Origin of the sequence: Microbacterium sp. ZOR0019 (assembly GCF_000800925.1) — a bacterium.
GTDB lineage: Bacteria > Actinomycetota > Actinomycetes > Actinomycetales > Microbacteriaceae > Microbacterium > Microbacterium aurugineum.
Genome location: NZ_JRKC01000068.1, coordinates 25,114 through 46,322, shown reverse-complemented (window position 1 = coordinate 46,322; position 21,209 = coordinate 25,114). Strand labels below are relative to the sequence as shown.

At 68.4% G+C, this 21,209-nt stretch carries 21 protein-coding genes and 1 tRNA gene; 11 read left to right on the top strand and 11 right to left on the bottom strand.

What is annotated here, in order from left to right:
• Positions 1-20: 20 nt before the first annotated feature.
• Positions 21-638 carry a 16S rRNA (guanine(966)-N(2))-methyltransferase RsmD gene (gene rsmD / locus L978_RS14195; RefSeq protein ID WP_047523953.1) on the top strand — a complete coding sequence of 206 codons (618 nt, stop codon included), beginning with the start codon at positions 21-23 and terminating at the stop codon, positions 636-638.
• On the opposite strand, the gene thiL is transcribed toward rsmD, so the two are convergent.
• Positions 608-1,603: a thiamine-phosphate kinase gene (gene thiL / locus L978_RS14190; protein ID WP_047523952.1), complete on the bottom strand. Its 996-nt coding sequence runs from the start codon at positions 1,601-1,603 to the stop codon at positions 608-610. The two genes, rsmD and thiL, sit on opposite strands and share 31 nt — an antisense overlap.
• A 23-nt stretch (positions 1,604-1,626) precedes the next feature.
• On the opposite strand from thiL, the gene L978_RS14185 reads away from it, so the two are divergent.
• Entirely contained in the window at positions 1,627-2,112 is a 486-nt protein-coding gene (locus L978_RS14185; RefSeq protein WP_047523951.1) for a DUF3515 family protein, read from the top strand.
• 21 nt (positions 2,113-2,133) lie between these two features.
• On the opposite strand, the gene L978_RS14180 is transcribed toward L978_RS14185, so the two are convergent.
• The 6 genes from L978_RS14180 to leuC all read right to left on the bottom strand — a co-directional run bounded on the left by L978_RS14180 (position 2,134) and on the right by leuC (position 8,484).
• Complete coding sequence (locus L978_RS14180) at positions 2,134-3,216, bottom strand: D-alanine--D-alanine ligase family protein (protein ID WP_047523950.1); 1,083 nt, start codon at positions 3,214-3,216, stop codon at positions 2,134-2,136.
• Complete coding sequence (locus L978_RS14175) at positions 3,122-4,279, bottom strand: NAD(P)H-dependent glycerol-3-phosphate dehydrogenase (RefSeq protein ID WP_156118306.1); 1,158 nt, start codon at positions 4,277-4,279, stop codon at positions 3,122-3,124. The genes L978_RS14180 and L978_RS14175 overlap by 95 nt, the downstream gene beginning before the upstream one ends.
• The gene (locus tag L978_RS14170; RefSeq protein ID WP_047523948.1) at positions 4,245-5,009 is read right to left on the bottom strand and encodes a lysophospholipid acyltransferase family protein; all 765 of its coding nucleotides are present in this window, start codon (positions 5,007-5,009) and stop codon (positions 4,245-4,247) included. Before L978_RS14170 ends, L978_RS14175 begins: the two co-directional genes overlap by 35 nt.
• Positions 5,006-6,373, bottom strand: coding sequence for a UDP-N-acetylglucosamine 1-carboxyvinyltransferase (murA, locus tag L978_RS14165; RefSeq protein ID WP_047523947.1), 1,368 nt, complete (start codon positions 6,371-6,373; stop codon positions 5,006-5,008). The genes L978_RS14170 and murA overlap by 4 nt, the downstream gene beginning before the upstream one ends.
• Positions 6,374-6,438: 65 nt before the next feature.
• Positions 6,439-7,035 carry a 3-isopropylmalate dehydratase small subunit gene (gene leuD / locus L978_RS14160; protein WP_047523946.1) on the bottom strand — a complete coding sequence of 199 codons (597 nt, stop codon included), beginning with the start codon at positions 7,033-7,035 and terminating at the stop codon, positions 6,439-6,441.
• Between the two features lie 3 nt (positions 7,036-7,038).
• Positions 7,039-8,484: a 3-isopropylmalate dehydratase large subunit gene (gene leuC / locus L978_RS14155; protein WP_047523945.1), complete on the bottom strand. Its 1,446-nt coding sequence runs from the start codon at positions 8,482-8,484 to the stop codon at positions 7,039-7,041.
• A 190-nt stretch (positions 8,485-8,674) separates the two neighbouring features.
• Here leuC and L978_RS14150 point away from each other — a divergent pair, with 190 nt between their 5' ends.
• Positions 8,675-9,970, top strand: a complete 1,296-nt coding sequence (locus tag L978_RS14150; protein ID WP_047523944.1) for an O-acetylhomoserine aminocarboxypropyltransferase/cysteine synthase family protein — start codon at positions 8,675-8,677, stop codon at positions 9,968-9,970.
• Positions 9,967-11,280 carry an LLM class flavin-dependent oxidoreductase gene (locus L978_RS14145; protein ID WP_047523943.1) on the top strand — a complete coding sequence of 438 codons (1,314 nt, stop codon included), beginning with the start codon at positions 9,967-9,969 and terminating at the stop codon, positions 11,278-11,280. Before L978_RS14150 ends, L978_RS14145 begins: the two co-directional genes overlap by 4 nt.
• Positions 11,281-11,298: 18 nt before the next feature.
• Here the strand turns inward: L978_RS14145 and L978_RS14140 are convergent, their stop codons facing one another.
• Entirely contained in the window at positions 11,299-11,796 is a 498-nt protein-coding gene (locus tag L978_RS14140) for a DUF427 domain-containing protein (protein WP_047523942.1), read from the bottom strand.
• 36 nt (positions 11,797-11,832) lie between these two features.
• Here L978_RS14140 and L978_RS14135 point away from each other — a divergent pair, with 36 nt between their 5' ends.
• A complete protein-coding gene (locus L978_RS14135) occupies positions 11,833-12,429 on the top strand; it encodes an LON peptidase substrate-binding domain-containing protein (protein WP_047523941.1) in 597 nt (198 codons plus the stop codon).
• 23 nt (positions 12,430-12,452) lie between these two features.
• Here the strand turns inward: L978_RS14135 and L978_RS14130 are convergent, their stop codons facing one another.
• Positions 12,453-13,457, bottom strand: coding sequence for a TerC/Alx family metal homeostasis membrane protein (locus L978_RS14130; RefSeq protein ID WP_047523940.1), 1,005 nt, complete (start codon positions 13,455-13,457; stop codon positions 12,453-12,455).
• Between the two features lie 267 nt (positions 13,458-13,724).
• On the opposite strand from L978_RS14130, the gene L978_RS14125 reads away from it, so the two are divergent.
• Genes L978_RS14125 through L978_RS14110 form a run of 4 tightly spaced genes read left to right on the top strand, consistent with a single transcriptional unit; the run spans position 13,725 to position 17,268 of the window.
• Positions 13,725-14,285 carry an RNA polymerase sigma factor gene (locus L978_RS14125; protein WP_047523939.1) on the top strand — a complete coding sequence of 187 codons (561 nt, stop codon included), beginning with the start codon at positions 13,725-13,727 and terminating at the stop codon, positions 14,283-14,285.
• Positions 14,282-15,412: a DUF4349 domain-containing protein gene (locus L978_RS14120; protein ID WP_047523938.1), complete on the top strand. Its 1,131-nt coding sequence runs from the start codon at positions 14,282-14,284 to the stop codon at positions 15,410-15,412. Before L978_RS14125 ends, L978_RS14120 begins: the two co-directional genes overlap by 4 nt.
• A 60-nt stretch (positions 15,413-15,472) precedes the next feature.
• Positions 15,473-16,021 carry a winged helix-turn-helix domain-containing protein gene (locus tag L978_RS14115; RefSeq protein ID WP_047523937.1) on the top strand — a complete coding sequence of 183 codons (549 nt, stop codon included), beginning with the start codon at positions 15,473-15,475 and terminating at the stop codon, positions 16,019-16,021.
• Positions 16,021-17,268, top strand: a complete 1,248-nt coding sequence (locus tag L978_RS14110; protein WP_047523936.1) for an MFS transporter — start codon at positions 16,021-16,023, stop codon at positions 17,266-17,268. The genes L978_RS14115 and L978_RS14110 overlap by 1 nt, the downstream gene beginning before the upstream one ends.
• Positions 17,269-17,323: 55 nt before the next feature.
• Here L978_RS14110 and L978_RS14105 read toward each other — a convergent pair.
• Positions 17,324-17,396, bottom strand: a tRNA-Glu gene (locus tag L978_RS14105).
• Between the two features lie 150 nt (positions 17,397-17,546).
• On the opposite strand from L978_RS14105, the gene L978_RS14100 reads away from it, so the two are divergent.
• Positions 17,547-18,185, top strand: a complete 639-nt coding sequence (locus L978_RS14100; protein WP_047523962.1) for an MBL fold metallo-hydrolase — start codon at positions 17,547-17,549, stop codon at positions 18,183-18,185.
• A complete protein-coding gene (locus L978_RS14095) occupies positions 18,182-18,712 on the top strand; it encodes a GNAT family N-acetyltransferase (RefSeq protein WP_047523935.1) in 531 nt (176 codons plus the stop codon). Before L978_RS14100 ends, L978_RS14095 begins: the two co-directional genes overlap by 4 nt.
• Here the strand turns inward: L978_RS14095 and pepN are convergent.
• Positions 18,709-21,207, bottom strand: a complete 2,499-nt coding sequence (gene pepN / locus L978_RS14090) for an aminopeptidase N (protein ID WP_047523934.1) — start codon at positions 21,205-21,207, stop codon at positions 18,709-18,711. The two genes, L978_RS14095 and pepN, sit on opposite strands and share 4 nt — an antisense overlap.
• Positions 21,208-21,209 lie beyond the last annotated feature (2 nt).

The following is a 21,209-nucleotide window of genomic DNA, read 5'->3' as shown; positions in this document are numbered from 1 at the left end:
TGCTGTCGTATCGTGAACGGGTGACGAGGATCATAGCGGGCAGAGCCAGGGGCACTCGACTCGAAGTACCCGGTGCGGGAACGCGCCCCACCAGCGACCGTGTGCGTGAGTCGCTCTTCGGCGCACTCGAGTCGCTGAGTGCCATCGACGGAGCCCGGGTCCTCGACCTGTATGCAGGATCCGGTGCTCTCGGCCTCGAGTCGCTGAGCCGGGGCGCGGCGTCGGCGGAGTTCGTGGAGCGCGGACGGCAGGCTGCCGCGATCGTGCGTCGCAATGCCGCGGCCGTGGCGAAGGCCGGCGGCATGGCGCCGGGCCATGTGCACGAGGGCGCGGTCCGCGCGTTCCTGCAGCGGGCGACCGGCCCCTTCGATCTGGTCTTCAGCGATCCGCCGTACGACCTCGACGATGCCGCGATGACAGCGGATCTCGTCGCGCTCGCGCCGCTCCTGTCCCCCGATGCCGTCGTCGTGGTCGAACGTGCACGCCGATCCACGCCACCGGACTTTCCCGCCGCCGGCCTCGACCTGTTCCGGGAGAAGACCTACGGCGACACCGCCCTCTGGTGGGCCGAGCCCCGGGCGGACGACGAGCCGAAGACGTCCGACGCTCAGCCCGAGACCGAGTCCCAGTCGCGATAGGGGTCCCACCCGCTGACCTCGACCGGCGAACCGTCGCACAGCAGGTCCTCCTCGCCGCGCGGAAGCACCCGTCCGATCGCACGGAAGCCCGGCGGAAGCGCATCCGCGGGGAAAGTCGCGAGCAGCGCATGGTCCTCGCCACCGGCGATCGCACGCTCGGGGTCATCACCGAGCGTCTCGCGGTCGAGCGCGATGGTGACCTCGGAGGCCGCAGCCATCCGCCGGGCGTCGAGGGCGAGCCCGTCCGACACATCCATCATCGCGCTGGCGCCGGCCGCTGCTGCGACCGCACCGAGTCCGATCGGCGGAGAGGGGCGCAATTGCGCGGCCACCGCCGCGCTCTCCCCTGCGGCGAGCATCGCCGGGTCGACCGCCACCGGCACGTCTCCGTCGCGAAAGCGTCCGAACAGCACCGCCAGTCCGTGAGCGGCGTGACCGAGTTCTCCCGCCACCGCGACGACGTCGCCAGGACGCGCCCCGCTGCGGGTCACCGGCGCCCTGCCTTCGAGATCTCCGAGCGCCGTCACAGCGACCGTCAGCACATCCGACACCGTCAGATCCCCTCCGACGACCGCGCAACCGGGCGCGAGGGCGTCACAGGCGTCCCGGAAGCCGTCTGCGAGCCTTTCCACGAAGGAGAGTCGGAGATCGGCAGGCACGGCCAACGCGACGAGGAGTGCCGTCGGACGTGCGCCCATCGCAGCGACATCCGCCAGATTCACGGCCGCGGCCTTCCAGCCGAGGTCGTACCCGCTCGACCAGGCAAGGCGGAAGTCGGGTCCGTGCACCAGGGTGTCGGTCGTCGCGACCACACTGCCCGAGGGGGTCGCGACGACCGCGGCATCGTCCCCCGGGCCTATGAGGGCGTGCGAGGCGGAAGACGTTCGGCTCAGGATCGCCTGGAGGATGCGTCCTTCGGAGACATCGCCGAGGCGTGGATCGTCGGCGTCGGGTCGGGAGGGCATGCTGTCAACGGTAGCCTGGAAGCATGCCTCGTTCCCGTCGCCTCGCTGCCCTCGCAGGCGCGGTGACCCTCTCCGCCGTCCTCTCCGGTTGCGCGACGACCGTGCACCTCGAACCGGCCGACGATGCGAACAATCCCGCATGCGCCTCGGTGTCGGTCCTGCTGCCCGACAACGTCGCCGGTCTCGACCGCGTGTGGACGGATGCCCAGGCCACCGGCGCGTGGGGCGAGCCCACCGCGGTCGCGCTGCGCTGCGGCGTCGAGCCGCCGGCTCCCTCCGCCCTCGTGTGCACCACGCTGGGGGGCGTCGATTGGCTGGTCCTCGAGCAGGAGGAGGAACGTCAGCGCCTCGTCACCTACGGCCGGGATCCCGCGGTCGAGCTGAACATCCGGCGCGGCGAGCAGATCGACTTCCAGTCGATCGTGGACTCGATCTCGCAGAGCATCCAGTCCGGGCTCGCCCCGGCCACGGCGAAGTGCACCGATCGGGTCGAGTTCCCCGCGAGCTGATCGCCACGCGGAACTCGATGTTCAGCGGCGGAGGCCCGCTTCGACCAGCTCGGTGATCAGTTCGCCGTAGCTCAGCCCCGAGGCGACCCAGCATTTCGGGAACATCGAGATCGGCGTGAAGCCGGGCATCGTGTTCAGCTCGTTGACGACCAACTCGCCCGTCGAGGTCAGGAACATGTCGACCCGGGCGAGTCCCCGGCCGTCCACCGCGTCGAACGCGCGGATACCCGCCTGCTGAATCGCTGCGATCTCGGCTTCGGTCAGCTCCGCCGGGCACACGACATCGACGCCGTCGCCGCCGAGGTACTTGCCCTCGAAGTCGTAGAAGCCGCGGGACGTCAGCACGATCTCGCCCGGCAGAGACGCCCGGACCCCGTCGGCGCCCTCGAGGACGGCGACTTCGATCTCGCGACCGCTCACGCCGGTCTCGATCAGCACCTTGTCGTCTTCGGCGAAGGCCACGGCCAGCGCGGCGTCGAGCTCGTCCGCGGTGTCGACCTTCGACACGCCCACGCTCGAACCGGCGCGCGCCGGCTTCACGAACAGCGGCAGGCCGAGCGCGGCGGCACGGCGGCGCACGTCCGCGGCGTCCCCGTCCCATTCCCGGCGGCGCACGGTCACCCACGGAGCGACAGCGATGCCCGCGGCCTGGAGGGCGATCTTCATGAAGTGCTTGTCCATGCAGAGCGCGGAGTCGAGCACGCCGCCGCCCGCATACGGGACCTCGAGGGTGTCGAAGTAGCCCTGGATCGTGCCGTCCTCGCCGTGCGGTCCATGCAGGATGGGCAGCACCACATCGATCTCGCCGAAGCCTTCGACCGAGCCGTCCGCCTGCACGACGCGCAGTGTGCGGTCACCACCCGGCTCCGGCCACAGCACACGAGTGCCGTTGTCGACGACCTCCGGGAGATGTGCCGCATCCAGCGGGAACTTCGCGGGATCGTCGTCTTCCAGCACGAATGCACCCTCGCGGGTGATGCCCACCGGGATCACGGCATACCGGTCGCGATCAATCGCTCCCAGCACGCCCCCCGCCGTTGCGGAACTGATCGAATGCTCGCTGGAGCGCCCGCCGAAGAGCACCACCACCGTCTGCTTGTCCATGGTTGGTCCTCTCACCCTGCGGGGTGTCGTCGTCCGTCGTCAGGTGGGGTGCGATGTCCCGCGGATCCATCTTGCCGTCGAGCACCATCTTCACCTGCTCGACGATGGGCATGTCGACCTCGGCTTCGCGTGCGAGCTGCAGGATCGGAGCGACGGAGGCGAGACCTTCCGCGGTCTGCTGCATCTGCTTCACGACGTCCTGGAAGCTGTACCCCTGGCCGAGCAGGCGTCCCGCCGTGTTGTTCCTGCTCAGCGGCGACTGGCACGTGGCGATCAGGTCGCCGAGACCGGCCAGGCCCTGGAGCGTCTCCGGATGCGCACCGTTGGCCACCGCGAAGTCCGTCATCTCGACGAGTCCGCGCGTGATGATCGATGCCTTCGTGTTCTCCCCGTACCCGACGCCGTCGACGATGCCGATCGCGACCGCGATCAGGTTCTTGAGGACGCCGCCGAACTCCGTGCCGATCACGTCGGTGTTCACGAAGGTGCGGAAATACTGGTTGCGAGCCGCGCGCGCGACGACATCGGCCGTCTCTTGACTGCGGGAGGAGATCACGGCTGCGGTGGGCTGCTCACGCGCGATCTCCAGTGCGAGGTTCGGCCCCGATGCCACGGCGATGCGGTCGGGATCGCAGCGGAGTTCCTGCTGGATCACCTGGCTCATGCGCAGACCCGTGCCGCGTTCGACGCCCTTCATGAGGCTGATGACCTTGGTGTCGCTGTCGGCGAGCAACGGGCGCAGCGCCTTCAGGTTCTCGCGGAGCGACTGGCTCGGCACCGACAGGTACACCTGTTCCACGCCGTCGAGCGATGTCGCGAGTTCGTGGGTGGCCGCCATCGTCCGCGGGAGGTTGATGCCCGGGAGGTAGCGTGAATTGCGCTTGGCCTCGTTGATCTCCTGCGCGAGTTCTGCACGCCGGGCCCACATCGTGACGTGTGCGCCGCCGTCGGCGAGGATCTTGCCGAAGGTCGTCCCCCAGCTGCCGGCGCCGATCACCGTGACGCGCGGTCCGCTCGGAACGGTTCTCTTAGGAGTCAAGGCGCCCGGTCTCCTTCTGGCCATGGTTCGCGGGGTTCCATCGCTCCGCCGGGGCCTTCTCGTCTCGAAGCTCCTCGAGCAGAGCGGTGATGGCGTTCATGAGTCGATCGGTGGCTTCATTGAGGGCAGCAGGCTCGCCCGCACGTTCACGCAGATCCGCGACATCGACCGGATCTCCGATGAGCACGCGGACCGGCTTGCGCAGCGGCCAGAGGCTGAGACCCTTCTGATAGCGCCCCATGATCGCCTGGGTCCCCCACTGGGCCATCGGGATCAACGGTATGCCGTCGGCGAGTGCCAGACGCACCGCGCCCGACTTGCCGCGCATCGGCCACAGCTCGGGATCACGTGTGAGCGTGCCCTCGGGGTACACGATCACACCCCGACCGTGCTCGACGAGCTCTTCCGACTGCTTCATCGTCTGTCGAGCGGACGCGGCCGAGGAGGTGCGAGCGACCGGGATCATCCCGGTGCGGCGCAGGAACCAGCCGAGCACCGGCACCCTGAAGAGGCTTTCCTTGGCCATGAAGCGCGGCGCACGACCGGCACGCCAGACGGCGACGGCGACGATGAGCGGATCGAACTCCGAGTAGTGGTTCGGGGCCAGCACGAACGAGCCCTCACGCGGCAGCTTCTCCGCCCCGCGGACGCGGATCTTCGCGATCAGGGAGACCGGAGGGATCACCAGCGCCGCGAGCGGCCAGAAGATGCTCGGGCGCTTCGTCTCCGATGATCGGGACGCCACTTCGGTCACCGGATGACGTCGAAGTAGGCGCCGAGCGCGTCGAGCTTGGCGAGGAACTTCTCGTAGCCGCGGCTGAGGATGTCGACGCCGGACACCTTCGACTCGCCGGTGGCGGTCAGCGCCGCGATGACGTGGCTGTAGCCGCCGCGAAGGTCCGGGACCACGATGTCAGCGCCGTGCAGCGGCGTGGGGCCGGTGACGACGGCGGCCTGCTCGAGGTCGCGACGCGGGACTCGACGCGGGCCGTCCTGGAGACCCCGGGGGTGGACGACGATGTCGGCGCCCATCTTGACCAGCGCATCGGTGAAGCCCATCCGGTTCTCGTACACGGTCTCGTGCACGACGGAGCGACCGTGTGCCTGGGTGAGCGCGACGACCAGCGGCTGCTGCCAGTCGGTCATGAAGCCGGGGTGAACATCGGTCTCGATCACGACGGGCTTGATCTCGCCGTCGCGACGGAACAGGATGCCGTCTTCCTGGATGTCGAACCAGCCGCCCGCCTTGCGGAAGACGTTGAGGAACGTCAGCATCTCCTGCTGCTTGGCGCCGCCGACGAAGATCTCGCCGTCGGTGGCCAGCGCGGCAGAGGCCCAGGATGCCGCCTCGTTGCGGTCGAAGATCGACCGGTGGTCGTAGCCGCGGAGCTTCTCGACGCCCTCGATCACGATGACGCGGTTCGGCTCGTAGGAGATGATCGCGCCCATCTTCTGCAGCACGGCGATCAGGTCCATGATCTCGGGCTCGATGGCTGCGTTGCGCAGCTCCGTGACTCCCTCGGCGCGGACGGCCGTGAGCAGAACCTGCTCGGTCGCGCCGACGCTCGGGTACGGGAGATGGATGTTGGCGCCGTGCAGACGCGTCCCCCCGGTCGAGAGGCGGATGCCGCTGGGGAGCTTCTCGACGATCGCGCCGAACTTGCGCAGTGCGTCCAGGTGGAAGTCGATGGGGCGGTCGCCGATGCGGCACCCGCCGAGGTCGGGGATGAACGCCTGTCCGAGACGGTGCAGCAACGGGCCGCAGAACAGGATCGGGATACGGGAGGCCCCCGCGTGCGCGTCGATCTCCTCGAAGTGTGCGGACTCCACGTCGCTGGGGTCGAACACGAGCGAGCCGGGCTCGTCGCCCTCGGAGACCCTGACGCCGTGCACCTCGAGCAGCGAACGCACGACGGCGACATCGCTGATGGCGGGGACGTCGCGCAGCGTGCTGACCGTCTCGCCGAGGAGGGACGCGACCATGGCCTTCGTGGCCAGGTTCTTCGCGCCCTTGACGTCGACACGGCCGCGGAGCGGACGTCCGCCTCGAATGGCGAGGACGTCTCCGGTGAGTGCAGGGACTCCGTCCGGAAGAGCGTCGCGCACAGGTGTCGTCATTCGGAGCCTCACTTCATTTACGGATTTCGGGGGCGGGTTGCCCCTGGCTCCCCCGCCCCCACCGTCTACTGAACGGGAAGGGTCCGTGGCCGCCACGACTCGCGACGGGCCTCGAACTGCGCGATCTTGTCTTCGTTGCGCAGCGTGAGCCCGATGTCATCGAGCCCTTCGAGGAGCCGCCATCTAGTGTAATCGTCGATCCCGATGTCGGCCTGGACGTCGCCGATGGACGCAGTCCGCGCCTCGAGGTCGACGGTCATCGACACCCCGGGATTCCGGTCGATCTCGGCCCAGAAACGCTCGAGATCCTCTTCGGAGATGGTCGCCGCGAGGAGGCCCTGCTTGCCGGAATTACCGCGGAAGATGTCGGCGAAACGAGGGCTGAGCACGACCTTGAAGCCGAAGTCGCGCAGGGCCCAGACCGCGTGCTCACGGCTGGAGCCGGTGCCGAAGTCGGGTCCGGCGAGAAGCACGGACGCCCCCTGGAACGCCGGCTGGTTGAGGACGAACTCCGGGTCCTGGCGCCATCCGTGGAACAGCGCATCCTCGAAGCCGGTCTTGGTGACCCGCTTGAGGAAGACGGCGGGGATGATCTGGTCGGTGTCCACGTTCGAGCGCTTCAACGGCGCCGCGATGCCGGTGTGAGTGGTGAACTTCTCCATGATTCAGAACCCTTCGGTCAGATCGCTCGGGCTGGACAGCGTGCCACGGATCGCGGTGGCGGCGGCGACGAGCGGCGACACGAGATGTGTGCGCCCTCCCTTGCCCTGACGGCCCTCGAAGTTGCGGTTGGATGTGGAGGCGCAGCGCTCCCCCGGCGCGAGCTGGTCGGGGTTCATGCCCAAGCACATCGAGCAGCCGGCGAAGCGCCACTCCGCTCCGAAGTCCTTGATGACCTTGTCCAAGCCCTCAGCCTCGGCCTCCAGGCGCACCCGCGCGGATCCGGGGACCACCATGACGCGGACGCCGTCGGCCTTCTTCTTGCCTTCGATGACCGAGGCGAAGGCGCGCAGGTCCTCGATACGGCTGTTCGTGCACGAGCCCATGAAGACCGCATCCACCGGCACTTCCTTGAGCGGCGTGCCGGGTGTCAGGTCCATGTACTCCAGCGCACGCTCCGCTGCGGCACGTTCGTTGGGATCGACGATCTGCGCCGGGTCCGGCACGGAGGCGGACAGCGAGCTTCCCTGACCGGGATTGGTCCCCCAGGTCACGAATGGTTCGAGCTCGTCGGCGTCGATGAACACCTCGGCGTCGAACGTCGCGCCCTCGTCGGTCGGCAGCGTGCGCCAGTAGGCGACAGCGTCCTCCCAATCCTGGCCCTTCGGCGCGTGCGGGCGCCCCTCGAGGTACGCGAAGGTCGTCTCGTCGGGGGCGACCATGCCTGCGCGCGCACCGGCCTCGATCGACATGTTGCAGATCGTCATGCGCCCCTCCATCGAAAGGGCGCGGATCGCGCTGCCGCGGTACTCGAGCACGTAGCCCTGTCCGCCGCCCGTGCCGATCTTCGCGATCACCGCAAGGATGATGTCCTTCGCCGTGACCCCGGGACGCAGCGTCCCGTCGACGTTGATCGCCATCGTCTTGAACGGCTTGAGCGGAAGCGTCTGCGTGGCCATGACGTGCTCGACCTCGCTCGTGCCGATGCCGAACGCCATCGCACCGAACGCCCCGTGGGTCGAGGTGTGCGAATCTCCGCAGACCACCGTGATCCCCGGCATGGTCAGACCGAGCTGCGGCCCGACGACGTGCACGATGCCCTGCTCCGCGTCACCGAGCGAATGCAGACGCACACCGAACTCCGCCGCGTTGCGTCGCAGGGTCTCGATCTGCGTGCGGCTGGTGAGGTCGGCGATCGGCTTGTCGATCTCCCAGGTCGGCGTGTTGTGGTCCTCGGTCGCGATCGTGAGGTCGAGCCGGCGCAGCGGTCGTCCTTCGGTGCGAAGCCCATCGAAGGCCTGGGGGCTCGTCACCTCGTGCACGAGGTGCAGGTCGATGTAGATCAGATCGGGCTCGCCGTTGTCGCCTTTGACGACCAAGTGGTCGTCCCAGACCTTCTCGGCGAGTGTCCTGCGGCGTGACGGATCAGCACTGTGTGCGGGGGTGGTCATTGCGTGTCTCCTGTGGCTGACGGTTCGGCCCACGATGGACTCCGCGACGAGGAGGGGCTCTAGATCGAGGTCTCGTCGCGGCCCATAAGAAGAAGGAGCACGGTCCGCATGACGTCAGATTACCACCGCTCGGCCGTGCTGCGATCCGCCATGACACTCTGTTGAGCACCGAACGACCGAGAGGCACCGCATGACCGTCGCACACCCCCGCTTCGCCACCCGCGCGGTCCATGCGGCGCGCGACCGGGACACCGCCGCATCGCGCGCGACACCGATCTACCTGACGGCGGGCTTCGAGTTCGACGACTTCGATCACGCGGCCGACCACTTCCGCACCGGAGCGGGCTTCGGCTACACCCGCACCGGGAACCCGACCGTCCGCGCCGTGGAACGCCAGCTCGCCGCCCTGGAGTCGGGCGCGGACGCCGTGCTCGTCGCCAGCGGCCAGGCGGCGGTCGCCACAGCCCTGCTCACCGTCGCGGCCGCCGGCGACCACATCGTGTCGTCCACGCACATCTACGAGGGCACCCGGGGCCTGCTCCTCGACAACCTCGCGCGGCTCGACATCGAGACGACGTTCATCGACGACATCGCCGACCCGGACGCCTGGCGGAGCGCGATCCGCCCGAACACCCGCGCGCTGTTCGCCGAATCGATCGCGAACGCCCGCAACGACGTGCTCGACATCCGCGCCGTCAGCACCGTCGGGGAAGAGTTCGCGATCCCGCTGATCGTCGACAACACCCTCGCGACACCGGCGATTCTGCGCCCTCTGGAACACGGCGCCGCGATCGTGGTCCACTCGGCGTCGAAGTTCCTCGCCGGGCATGGTTCCGTGCTGGGTGGCGTGATCGTCGACGACGGACGCTTCGACGCCGAAGGCGCAGGCCACAACACGCCCCATCTCGTGCTCCCGGGCCGTGGCGACGCGCCCAGCGTCTTCGCGCGCCACGGAGGCCGTGCTCGCATCGCCTATGTCCGGGAGTCGGTGGCTCCGCGATTCGGCGCCTCGCCCTCCCCGTTCAATGCGTTCCTGATCGGCCAGGGCGTGGAAACACTCGGACTGCGCGTGGAGCGGCAATCCCGCAGCGCCCTGCAGATCGCCCGCTGGCTCGAAGAGCATCCGGAGGTGGAGAACGTCGACTACGTCGGCCTGCCGTCGCACCCTGACCACGCGACCGCGAACCGGTACCTGGAAGGCGGATTCGGCTCGGTCTTCACGTTCACGCTGCGGGGCGGCCTCCCGGCAGCACGACGATTCGTCGAGCAGGTGCAGGTGTTCACGCACATGACGCACCTCGGCGATGTGCGATCCCTGGTCCTGCACCCCGGGACGACGAGCCATGCTCAGCGCACCGAGCAGGAGCGCGAGGGGCTCGGCGTGCGTCCGGGCACGCTCCGACTCTCAGTGGGCATCGAGGACGTCGACGACCTCCTCTCCGATCTGGCACAGGTGCTCGAGGGCGCGCGGGAGACGGTGGCATGAGCCGCCTTCAGCACTTCGGCTGGTTCCTCGCCCGCGGCTTCGGGCCGCAGGGCTGGGGGTACCCGTCCCTCGACTGGGATTACGACTGGACGCGTCCCGAGGTCTATCAGGAGGCGGCACGGACACTCGAGCAGGCGGGGTTCGACCTGGTCATCATCGAGGACGCGCCGTCGCTGGGTTCGCCCTCGACGATCGACCTGCGCGTGCGCCACGCGTTCGGCGGGCCGAAGCACGATCCGCTGCTGTTGGCCCCCTACCTCTTCCAGGCGACGAGGCATCTCGGTGTGGTGCCGACCGTGAACCCTGCGGCGTACCTCCCCTATACAGCGGCGCGCCAGTTCGCGACCCTGCAGCACGCGAGCGGACATCGGCTGGGACTCAACGTGGTCACCGACACCGGCAGCGCGCGTCACTTCTCCGACGCCCCGCAGCTCGGCCACGACGAGGCGTACGACCGCGCCGAGGAATGGCTCGCCGGGATCCGTGCCCTGTGGCACAGCTGGGAGGACGGCGCCCTCATCGCCGATCGCGCGACCGACGTGTTCGCCGACGGCTCACGACTACGCGCTGTCGAACACCGTGGGGAGCACTTCGCCTTCGACGGCCCGCTCAACGCCCTCCCCTTCACCGACGGCGACCCTGCGATCGTCTCCCCCGGAGGTTCCGGTCGCGGGCTCGGGTTCGCGGGCGCGAACTCCGATGTGCAACTCGCCCTCGCACCGCTGAACGAGAAGTCGGTGCGCGACTACCGCTCCCGGGTGCACGCGGCTGCCGTCGCCGAAGGGCGACGCCCCGAGGACGTCAAGGTCCTGTTCGCCATCCAGCCCGTGATCACGCCGTCGCGCGAAGAGGCGGATCGCGTCGTGGCGGCCTCCGCGCACCCCGACGACGGAGCACTCCTGCAGATCGCCCGCAAGCAGTCCAGCGATCTCGAGACCGATCTGACCTCCCTCGATCTCGACGAACCCCTGCCTCCCTCGCTCTTCGGCTCCCACGTCTCGCGCGGCAGCATTCAGCGTCTGATCGGCGACCGTGGAGAGGACGCCCCATTGCGCGCGCACCTGACGGCGCTCGCCCGGACCGGACGGATCAGCGATCGGACGGGCTTCGTCGGAACCGCGGACGAGTTCGCCGACCTGATCGAAGAGCTCGGCGAATGGGGCAACGACGGCGTGCTGCTGTGGGGAGACTTCCATCCGGTCACGCTGCATCGCACGCTCGACGAGCTCGTGCCGATCCTGCGCCGTCGCGGCATCCTCCGCCGGGAGTACGCGCACGGGGGCCTGCAGGCGAACCTGCACGCGTTCTGACCGGCCGTCAGGCGACCGTCACCAGCCGAGCGAGCCCGGCCCGCCTTTGAAGGGACCGACGACGGACGAGGTGACCCACCCGCCGTAGAACCCGCCGGGTTGCGGTACCACGACTTCGCCGCCGACCGTGCACTCGTCCATCGGTGCGGCGTAGACGGCGACCCGATCGGCCAGCATCTCGAAGCCCGGAGAAGGATGCGGGTAGTTCCAGGCCGCCCCCTGGCGCAGGGTGTCTCCGCTGCGCACGTCGAAGTAGCGGGCGGCCCCCTTGAACTCGCAGAAGGACGAGCCCGAGGCCTCGACCAGTGCGCCGGGGACGAAGTCGGCCATCGGAAGGTAATACACCGGAGGGTGACTCGTCTCCAGCACACGCACGGCATCGCGGGTGTCAGCGATCAGGTTCCCCGCAAGGCGGACGGTGATGCGCTCGCCGACGGGCTCGACGCGCGGCGGCCTCGGGTAGTCCCAGACGGACTCCTGACCGGCGGCGGGGATTTCGGGGCGAGGTCTGCGCATCTGTTCACTGTACGTCTCTCGGTGTTGACTGGTGCCATGACCGCCCTCCCGATGTTCCCGCTCGGCTCGGTGCTGTTCCCGTACACCCCGCTTCCGCTCCGCGTGTTCGAGCCGCGCTATCTCACCTTGATCGGGCGGCTTCTGGACGAGGACGACCCGCGATTCGGTGTCGTTCTCATCGAACGCGGCCAGGAGGTCGGTGGGGGCGACCAGCGCCGTCGCATCGGGACGACCGCGCGGCTGGTCAGCATCTCCACCGGCGCTGACGCGCTGGTCGCCGTCGCCGTCGGCACCGAGCGATTCTCGGTCGACGAGTGGCTGGCTGACGAGCCGTATCCCCGAGCCGAGGTCACGCCGCTGCCGGAGCTCGACTGGAACGACCAGCTCACCCCGGTGCGCACGGAGGCCGAGGCCATCGTGCGGCGCACCCTCGCACGCACGCCCGAGGCCCCGTGGGATTCCGGCACGGAGCTCTCGGACGATCCGATCGCCGCGGCATGGCAGCTCGCGGCGATCGCACCTCTCGGCGAGTACGACAGATATGCCCTCTTGCAGTCCGCCACGGTCGGGGCGCTGCTCCGTCAGATCATCGACCTCACGCTCGAGGCCGAGCTTCTGTGGTCAGACGAGTGAGACGTCGCTGACGCTGAGGGAGCTCACTCCGCCGGCGTCGCGACCCTCGCCGCTCGCTTCTCCCGCGAGGAGGCGATCAAGCTCGCGACCGTCGCGATGGTCATCGACGCCAGGATCACCCCGAGCGAGACCATGTTGCTGATGTCGGGCACCCATTCGACGTGCTCGCCGCCGTTGATGAACGGCAGCTCGTTGACGTGCAGGGCGTGGAGGATCAGCTTGACACCGATGAAGCCCAGGATGACGGCGATGCCGTAGTGCAGGTAGCGGAGACGGTCGAGCAGGTCGCCGAGCAGGAAGTAGAGCTGACGAAGACCCATGAGCGCGAAGATGTTGGCGGCGAAGACGAGGAATCCGTTGGTCGTGATCTCGAAGATCGCGGGGATGGAGTCGATCGCGAAGATCAGGTCCGTCACTCCGATGGTGATGAAGACGATGACCATCGGGGTCCACATGCGCTTGCCGTCCACCGTGGTGCGGATCTTGGACCCGTCGTACGTCTCGCTGATGTCGATCCGACGCCGCAGCAGACGGACGACGAAATTCTCGCGCTGCACCTCACCCTCGTGGTCTCCGTCCGGCATGGCCTGGCGGATCGCCGTCCAGATGAGGAACGCCCCGAAGACGTAGAAGATCGGCGAGAAGTTCTCGACGATCGCGACGCCCGCGAGGATGAACAGGCCACGCAGGATGAGGGCGATGATGATGCCGACCATCAGCACCTGCTGCTGGAGACGTCGCGGCACCGCGAACTGAGCCATGATCAGCACGAACACGAACAGGTTGTCGATCGACAGGCTGTATTCCAGTGCCCAGCCGGTGATGAAGTCACCCGCATTCTGCCAGCCGCCGACGTTGCCGAGGAGCACGGCGAAGAGGAGCGCGAGGCCGACGTAGAACACCACCCAGAGGGTGGACTCCTTCGTGGAAGGGATGTGCGGCCGCAGCCGGATGAGGAGCAGATCGGCGATCAGGATGATCGTGAGGACGACCATCGACGTGATCTCGAACCAGACAGGGATTTCCAACGGCGCACTGCACCTTTCGCGAAGGGTCGGGAATGACTCGAAAGTCTCTCCCCCGCACAGTGGTGCGTCGCGCGCCCGGAGCAACGATGACGGTGCTCGTGATGACGTTACGCGCGGATCCGGGATACTCCCTCTCGCTCGGGCAATGCTACCGGAGTGCTGGGAGCGTGGGGAATCGCCCACGCGGCGGACATCGACGGAACAGGATCTGAGACGATGAGGACTCCGTCGACACTTCCCGGGTGAGAGACACCGAACGGAATCAGGATGCCCGTGCAGACGAGTGATCAGAAATGGGCGGCCCAGGCCGCGGCAGGCGACGAGAGCGCCTTCCGCGAGCTGTACCGCGCGCATGTCCGGCCGGTCTACTGGATCGCCCGAGGGATACTCGCATCGGCCGCCGATGCAGAGGATGTCACGCAGGAGACGTTCGTCGTCGCCTGGCGGAAGCTCCCCGCCCTCGACCTCCAGGGCGAATCGATCCTGCCGTGGTTGGCGACGATCTGCCGGTTCCAGGCCGCGAACCGGCTCCGCCAGCAGCGACGGGATCAGGCACACACCGCCGAAGCCGTGGACGCGACGCTGTTGCCGGACACGATCAGCGTGGAGGAGCAGGTCATCACCGCTGAGCTCGCCGCACGGATCGCCGCCGAGGTGGGCACCCTGAACGAGCTCGACCGGGAGATCTTCCGACTCTGCGCGTCCGAGGGCTACGCCTACCACGCGGCCGCCGAAGAGTTGGGCATCACCCACGCCGTCGTCCGAAACCGTCTCTCCCGAGTGCGCACCCGACTGCGCGGTACCGTCCAGGAAGCGAGAGACGCATGAACGATCAGAACCCCCACGGCGAGCTGCCGGTCGTGTCGGACGAGACCATCGCCCGCATCGAGGAGTCCGTGTTCGCCGAGATCGCCGCCGAGCGTGCGCCGGTGAACCTGGCTTCGGCCCGCGCACGCACGCGACGACGCCGCTGGCTGACAGGCGGCGGCATCGCCGCAGCCTTCGTCATCGGCGTGCTCGTGACTCCCCCGATCCTCGGCGCGGTCGGCGGCTCCACTACGGTCACCGCGGGCGGGTGGAGCATGTCCGGGGATGCCGCCACCGACGCTTCCTCCTCCTCGCCCGACCGCATGGCCGAGAGTGTTCCGGAGATGCTCGCCGAAGGGACCACTGATGCGGGCGGTGCCGTCGAAGGTGCCGTCGATGGCGCTGTCGACAACGATCGGGAGATCATCGCCACCGCACAGGCCACGGTTCAGGTGCCGAGTATCCCCGAAGCCGCGACGACCATCGCCGCACTCGCCGCCGACCACGGCGGATACGTGGAGAGCACGGAGATCGGCAAGGCGGCCGCGATGGACGGCACCTCCGAGCCGGCGCCGGCCGACTCCGCGTACGGGTGGATCAGCATCCGGGTGCCGTCCGATGACCTGCCGGAGGTGATCGCCGCGCTCGGCGACGTCGGGGACGTCCTCTCCTCGTCGACGTCGAAGCAGGATGTGACCTCGATCTCCATCGATCTGCAGGCGCGGATCGACTCGACCAGAGCATCGGTCGATCGTCTCACCGAGTTGATGTCGCAGTCGGGCAGCGTCTCGGAGTTGATCGAGGCGGAAGTCGCGCTGACCGACCGGCAAGCGCAGCTCGAGTCATACGAGCAGCAGCTCGAGGCACTGCAGGACCAGGTGGCGATGTCATCCCTGCAGGTGCAGCTGACCCGGGAGAACTCTCCCACCACTGCTGACCCCGCCGGATTCAGCGACGGCCTCCTCGCCGGATGGAACGGCCTCGTGGTCTCGCTGAACGCGCTCGTGGTCGCGGTCGGATTCATCCTCCCGTGGCTGGCGATCGCCGGAGTCGTCATCCTGATCGTGTGGCTGGTCCGCCGGTCACGCCGGGCCCGTCGCGCCTCGCACGCGACAACCGGAGACCGTAAGGACGCCGAAGAAGCCTGATTTTCCGGGGTATACAAGAAGGCTTGTGCGTCTGCACGGGCGGGATTAGCGTCTTCTCCCGTGGAAGACATCTCCGTGATCACCGCCGTGCACCATCCGTTGCGCCGCCGCATCTACGACTACCTCCTCCTGTACGGGACGTCTCAGGTGACGACGCTTGCCCGCGCACTCGAGAGCCAGGTCGGCAGCATCAGCCACCACCTGCGCATGCTCGAGCGAGCGGGGGTCGTCGAGCGCGTTCCCGACCCGGACGGTGACAAGCGCACCAGCTGGTGGGCTGTCGCACGGAGAGGGCTGACCTGGTCGACCGACGACTACGCGGACTCCCCCTCCGACGCCCTTCTCGCCCGAGAGGCGCAACGCCAGGGCATCCGGATGCAGATCGAGCGACTCCAGCAGTGGCACAGGCACCGACACGATCCTGCCTACGTCGGGTATGACGGCTCCAACACCGAGACCACGACCTGGGCTTCTCCCGATGAGTTGCGAGATCTTTCCGCTCGACTCCTGGCGACGATCCGCGAGTGGCAGGACGGCATCGATCTCGCGGACGACCAGTCGCGCACGCCCATCTTCGTGTTCGCCCACGCCTTCCCGACGGTGCCGTGATGGCCACCCTCAGCGAGCCGACGGTGCTCCTCACTCCCCCGGAGTTCCGACGCGATCACCGCGTGCACGCATGGATCGGCGTCAAGGCCCTCTCCGACGCGGGGGATGCACTCTGGACGATCGCACTCGCCTGGACAGCCGTGCAGATCGCGTCGCCGGCCGTCGCCGGCCTGATCGTCGCAGCCGGGACCATCCCCCGGGCTGCGATCCTGCTGTTCGGCGGCGTGATCGCCGACCGTGCCGATGCGCGGCGGATCATGCTCTTCTTCACCATCCTCCGCGTGGGCGTGCTCGTCACCGTGGCCGTGTGGGTCCTCACAACGCCCCCTTCCGTGGCGATCCTGCTGTTCGCCGCGATCGCGTTCGGGGTGTGCGACGCGTTCTACGAGCCGTCGGCGGGCACCATCGCGCGACAGCTGGTCCGACCGACGGATCTACCGTCATATGGGGCGGCCGCGCAGACCGCGTCACGACTCGGCACCATGGGTGGCGCGGCGATCGGCGGGATCATCGTGGCGCACGCGGGCCTCGTCGGCAGCGCTTCGCTGAATGCGCTGACGTTCGCGCTCGTCGCCGCCTTCATCGCGATCTGGTTGCGACCGCGGTTCCGACTCGCCCGGGCCGAGAAGGAGTCGGCGCTGCGCGGCATCGCGCGAGGATTCGCGCACCTCTCCGCGAATCCGACCACGCGCACCCTCGTGATCGCGCTGTCGGGTCTGAACCTCGCCGTGGGACCCGCTGTCGGGATCGGCCTCGCGTTGCGCGCACACGCCGAGGGCTGGGGCGCGCAGGCGGTCGGCCTCTTCGAAGCCCTCCTCGGTCTGGGCGCGGCGATCGGGGCCGTCTCGGTCGCGAAGTGGCGACCCCGCCACGAAGCGCGCGGTGGCTTCTGGGCCCTGGTGGTCCAAGGGGCAGGGATCGTCGCGCTCGGGTTCGGGCCGGCGTGGACCGTGGCGACGGCCGCCTTCGTGATCGGAGCGACAGCCGGATACGCCTCGGTCTTGCTGAGCGCGACCTTCTCAGCCACCGTCGACACCGCCTATCTCGGCCGGATGGGGTCGCTGACCCGGTTGGGAGACGACTGCCTGATGCCGTTGGCGATGGCGGGCTTCGGCGCGCTCGCCTCACTCACGAGCCTGTGGGTGCCCTTCACCCTGTTCGGCGGCGCGATGATGGCGCTGATGATCCTGCCGTTGAGCAACAGGACCTTCCGCACGATGGCGCTTCGCTCGGGCCCGGCGGAATAACGGCCTCTGAAAAGCAAGAAAGCCTCCGGCGAACCGGAGGCATTCTCGTGTTGTGTGACCCCAGCGGGATTCGAACCCGCGTTACCGCCGTGAGAGGGCAGCGTACTAGGCCGCTATACGATGGGGCCGTCTGGCGAAACGTTTCCGTCGCGCGACAACCGTTCAAGTATGCCACGGCGTTTCTCCGTCCGCAAAATCGAGGCCGCCTCCTCGTGACCCCCGGGCGTGGCGCGCGGAATCCGTTTGCCGTGGAGCAGACGAAGGAGTTGACTCATCTCATGCGCGTCACCAAGTTCGAACATGCTGCTCTCCGTCTCGATGCGAACGACAGGACCCTCCTGATCGATCCGGGGTCCTTCACGGCACCCGTGAACGATCTCAGCGATCTCGTCGGGATCGTGATCACGCACGAGCATCCCGACCACTGGACCCCTGAGCACTTCGACCGTCTGCTGCGCACGGCGCCCGGCACCCCGATCTTCGCGCCCGCCGGCGTCGCGCGCGCGGCAGAGGGCTACGACATCACCGTGGTCTCCCCCGGTGACACCGTCGAGGTCGGCGGTTTCACTCTGCGTTTCTTCGGCGGCACGCACGAGGTCATCCACTCATCTCTCCCCACCGTGGAAAACGTCGGCGTCCTCGTCAACGACGAGCTCTACTACCCCGGCGACTCCTACGCCGTCCCCGAAGGCATCTCGGTGGGCACTCTCGCCGCGCCGCTCGGAGCGCCCTGGTTGAAGATCGGCGAAGCGATGGACTACGTGCTCGCCGTCGCGCCACGCCGTGCCTTCGGCACCCACGACATGACGCTGTCGGTCATCGGCAAGAACATGCACCGGCAGCGCCTGCAATGGGCCACCGAGCAGGGCGGCGGCGAGTTCTTCGTGCTGGAGCCCGGCGACACCCTCGACCTGTGACCGGCGCAGCACGCCGCCTCCTCCCCTCGCCGACCGCCCGCCTGCGCTTCCGCGAGATGAGGGAGGACGACCTCGATCAGATCGCCGAGATGCTCGGCGATCCGGAGGTCATGGCCTTCTATCCGGCCGTGAAGACGCGCGCGGAGAGCGCCGAATGGATCGCGCGGATGCAGGAGCGCTACCGGGAACACGGGCACGGGCTCTGGGTGATCGAGACGCACGACGGTGAGTTCATCGGGGACTGCGGTCTGACCTGGCAGTCCGCGAACGGGGCTCCGGTGCTGGAGGTCGGCTATCACGTCCGTCGCGCGAGTCAGCGCCGGGGCTACGCGACGGAAGCCGCGCGGGCATGCGTCGAACTCGTCGCCCGCGAACTCGCCCCCACCCTGCTGACGGCGATCATCCACCCCGCCAACACCGCGTCGCGCGGGGTCGCCGAGAACCTCGGCATGACGCACATCGACGACGACCGCGCCCACCCGTGGATCGTACGTACGGTCATGGGCATGCAGGTCGCCCCGGCTTAGCCCTCGGCGGACGCGTCCTGTGCGGCGCGTACCCGGAGGTCGCGTTGCAGGTGATCCCGCTGCTCGACGACCAGGCGACGAAGTGCGGCCGGCGCGGCCTCGTTGTCCGCAAGCCAGGCGTCGACGGGGCCGAGGCTGTCGCTCGCAGGGAAGAACCTGAGGACCAGCCTTCGAGCGATCTCGATGCTGCGTCCGCTCCACGCCGTACCGATACGGCGGAAGTACTCCTCATCGAAGCTCGCGATGAGGTCTCGGCGTCCCCCGGCGCGGAAGCCGTCGATCTCGGCATCCAAGTGGTCGTTGCTGAGCGATTCGTCGTTCCAGGCCGACTCCCACGCGCCGCGTCGCACGGCGGTTTCCGGGCGCGAGGCACGTGCGCGCCGCGCCGCCGTGCGCCCACTCCCCGTGTCGTCGCGTTCCTCCTCTGCCGCGATGTCCGCGAGGTCGGCATGCCCCGTCGCGACGAGCGCCGTGAGGAGCTGCCAGCGCAGGTCGGGATCGACGACGAGACCCTCGAGAACTTCCCCGTCGAGCAGGGCGCGCACCCGTTCGCTGTGCACATCGTCGAACGCGGAGGCCGTCGCCAGAGCCCGCGCCCAGGAGAGCTGCGCATCGCTCCCGGAGTCCGCGGCCTGGAGCGCATTCCACACGGAGTCGGTCCAGGTGCGCTGCTCGTCGTCGCGCCGGGCGGGTGCGACGAAGTGCCGGATCGTGTGGACCGCATTGGCGAGGACGCTGGACAGGAGTCCGCTGTTCGACTCCGCCGGAGCATGCGTGCGCACGATCGCGAGGTAGCGCGTCGCGCTGAGCTCGCCGTCGCGGGTGGCGTTCCACAGCGACGACCACACCAGGGCGCGGGCCAGCGGGTCTTCGATCGACGAGAGGGACTCCTCGACGGTGCGCAGCGAGGCCTCGTCCAGTCGCGCCTTCGCATAGGTGAGATCGTCGTCGTTGAGCAGCACCAGATCGGCGTCAGCGAGCTCCACCTCGGTGCGTTCAGCGAGCAGATCGAGCTCTTGCTGCTCCTTCCGGACGATGCGGCCGTCCTCGCGTCCGTAGAGGCCGATGCGGAGCCGGTGCGGACGCGGATCCGTCTGCACGAGGAAGCGGCGCCCCTCGCCGTCGGTCTCCACCCGGATCGTCGACAGCCCGGAGGTCTGCAGCCACGACGCCGACCAGTCGCTCATGTCACGTCCGGAGACGGCACTGAGCTGCACGAGGAAGTCGTCGAGGGTCGTGTTGCCGAAGGCGTTCGCCGCGAAGTAGCGACGGGCACCCTCGAAGAACGCTTCGTCTCCGACGAACGCGACGAGCTGCTTCAGCACCGCGGCACCCTTGGCGTAGGTGATGCCGTCGAAGTTGAGCTTCGCGGCTTCGAGATCGGTGATGTCCGCCACGATCGGGTGCGTCGTCGGCAACTGATCCTGCTGGTATGCCCAGGCCTTGCGACTCGCAGCGAACTTGACCCACGCGTCCTGGAAACGTGTCGCCACGGCGGACGCATGCGAGCCCATGTAGTCGGCGAAGGACTCCTTGAGCCACAGATCATCCCACCAGGTCATGGTCACGAGGTCGCCGAACCACATGTGGGCCATCTCGTGGAGGATCGTGTTGGCACGCGCGGCTCGCTGTGCCTCGGTGGCCGCCCCTCGAGACAGATACGCCTCGGTGAAGGTCACGAGCCCCGGGTTCTCCATCGCGCCGAGGTTGTACTCGGGGACGAAGATCTGGTCGTACTTGCCCCAGGGATACGGATAAGCGAACGCATCAGCGAAGAAGTCCAGTCCCTGCCGGGTCACCTCGAGGATCTCCTCGGATTCCAGATACGGGGCCAGGGAGCGGCGGGCGAAGACTCCGAGGGCGACCTGTTCCTCGCCGCGCTGCCACTCGCCGTCCACCCGGGTATAGGGGCCGGCGGCGACCGAGGTGATGTAGCTCGAGATCGGGAGAGTCGGGGCGAACTCGACGCGCTGCACGCCGACGCCGAGGTCCGTGTGCGTCGGCGACTGGTTCGAGAGCACCTCCCACCCGGACGGCGCGTCGACCACGAAGGTGTAGGACGCCTTCATATCCGGCTGCTCGAAGCACGCCATGACCCGGCGCGAGTCGGCGGGCTCGTATTGCGTGTACAGGTACGTCTCGTCGTCGGCGGGATCGTGGAAACGGTGCAGTCCTTCTCCCGAACGACTGTAGGCGCCGACCGCTTCGACCCGGACGACGTTGGACGGGCCCAGCCCGACGAGGGAGATCCGTGCGCCGTCGTACACGACCTCCTGCTCGACACCGTTCAGGACGACGCGGGTGACGGCCTCACCGATGAAGTCGAGCCAGGTCGCCTCGGTGGACGCGTCGAATTCGAGCGTCGTCACCGTCGGGAACCCGGTGCGAGCCCGCTCGGGGGCGCCGGTCAGGTCGAGCTCGACGCGAACGCGGTGCACGGTGACCGCTGCGGATCGCGCTGCGGTCTCCTCGCGGGTGAGGTTGGCTGTATCCATGT

What these genes read in the sequence shown, in the direction of transcription:
- leuD (WP_047523946.1), bottom strand. Translation starts at nt 7,035, where the DNA reads ATGGAGAAGTTCACCACTCACACCGGCATCGCGGCGCCGTTGAAGCGC.
- pepN (WP_047523934.1), bottom strand. Translation starts at nt 21,207, where the DNA reads ATGGATACAGCCAACCTCACCCGCGAGGAGACCGCAGCGCGATCCGCA.
- L978_RS14175 (WP_156118306.1), bottom strand. Translation starts at nt 4,279, where the DNA reads ATGGCCAGAAGGAGACCGGGCGCCTTGACTCCTAAGAGAACCGTTCCG.
- L978_RS14150 (WP_047523944.1), top strand. Translation starts at nt 8,675, where the DNA reads ATGACCGTCGCACACCCCCGCTTCGCCACCCGCGCGGTCCATGCGGCG.
- L978_RS14135 (WP_047523941.1), top strand. Translation starts at nt 11,833, where the DNA reads ATGACCGCCCTCCCGATGTTCCCGCTCGGCTCGGTGCTGTTCCCGTAC.
- L978_RS14180 (WP_047523950.1), bottom strand. Translation starts at nt 3,216, where the DNA reads ATGGACAAGCAGACGGTGGTGGTGCTCTTCGGCGGGCGCTCCAGCGAG.
- L978_RS14145 (WP_047523943.1), top strand. Translation starts at nt 9,967, where the DNA reads ATGAGCCGCCTTCAGCACTTCGGCTGGTTCCTCGCCCGCGGCTTCGGG.
- L978_RS14100 (WP_047523962.1), top strand. Translation starts at nt 17,547, where the DNA reads ATGCGCGTCACCAAGTTCGAACATGCTGCTCTCCGTCTCGATGCGAAC.
- L978_RS14185 (WP_047523951.1), top strand. Translation starts at nt 1,627, where the DNA reads ATGCCTCGTTCCCGTCGCCTCGCTGCCCTCGCAGGCGCGGTGACCCTC.
- leuC (WP_047523945.1), bottom strand. Translation starts at nt 8,484, where the DNA reads ATGACCACCCCCGCACACAGTGCTGATCCGTCACGCCGCAGGACACTC.
- L978_RS14120 (WP_047523938.1), top strand. Translation starts at nt 14,282, where the DNA reads ATGAACGATCAGAACCCCCACGGCGAGCTGCCGGTCGTGTCGGACGAG.
- L978_RS14140 (WP_047523942.1), bottom strand. Translation starts at nt 11,796, where the DNA reads ATGCGCAGACCTCGCCCCGAAATCCCCGCCGCCGGTCAGGAGTCCGTC.
- thiL (WP_047523952.1), bottom strand. Translation starts at nt 1,603, where the DNA reads ATGCCCTCCCGACCCGACGCCGACGATCCACGCCTCGGCGATGTCTCC.
- L978_RS14110 (WP_047523936.1), top strand. Translation starts at nt 16,021, where the DNA reads ATGGCCACCCTCAGCGAGCCGACGGTGCTCCTCACTCCCCCGGAGTTC.
- murA (WP_047523947.1), bottom strand. Translation starts at nt 6,373, where the DNA reads ATGACGACACCTGTGCGCGACGCTCTTCCGGACGGAGTCCCTGCACTC.
- L978_RS14125 (WP_047523939.1), top strand. Translation starts at nt 13,725, where the DNA reads ATGCCCGTGCAGACGAGTGATCAGAAATGGGCGGCCCAGGCCGCGGCA.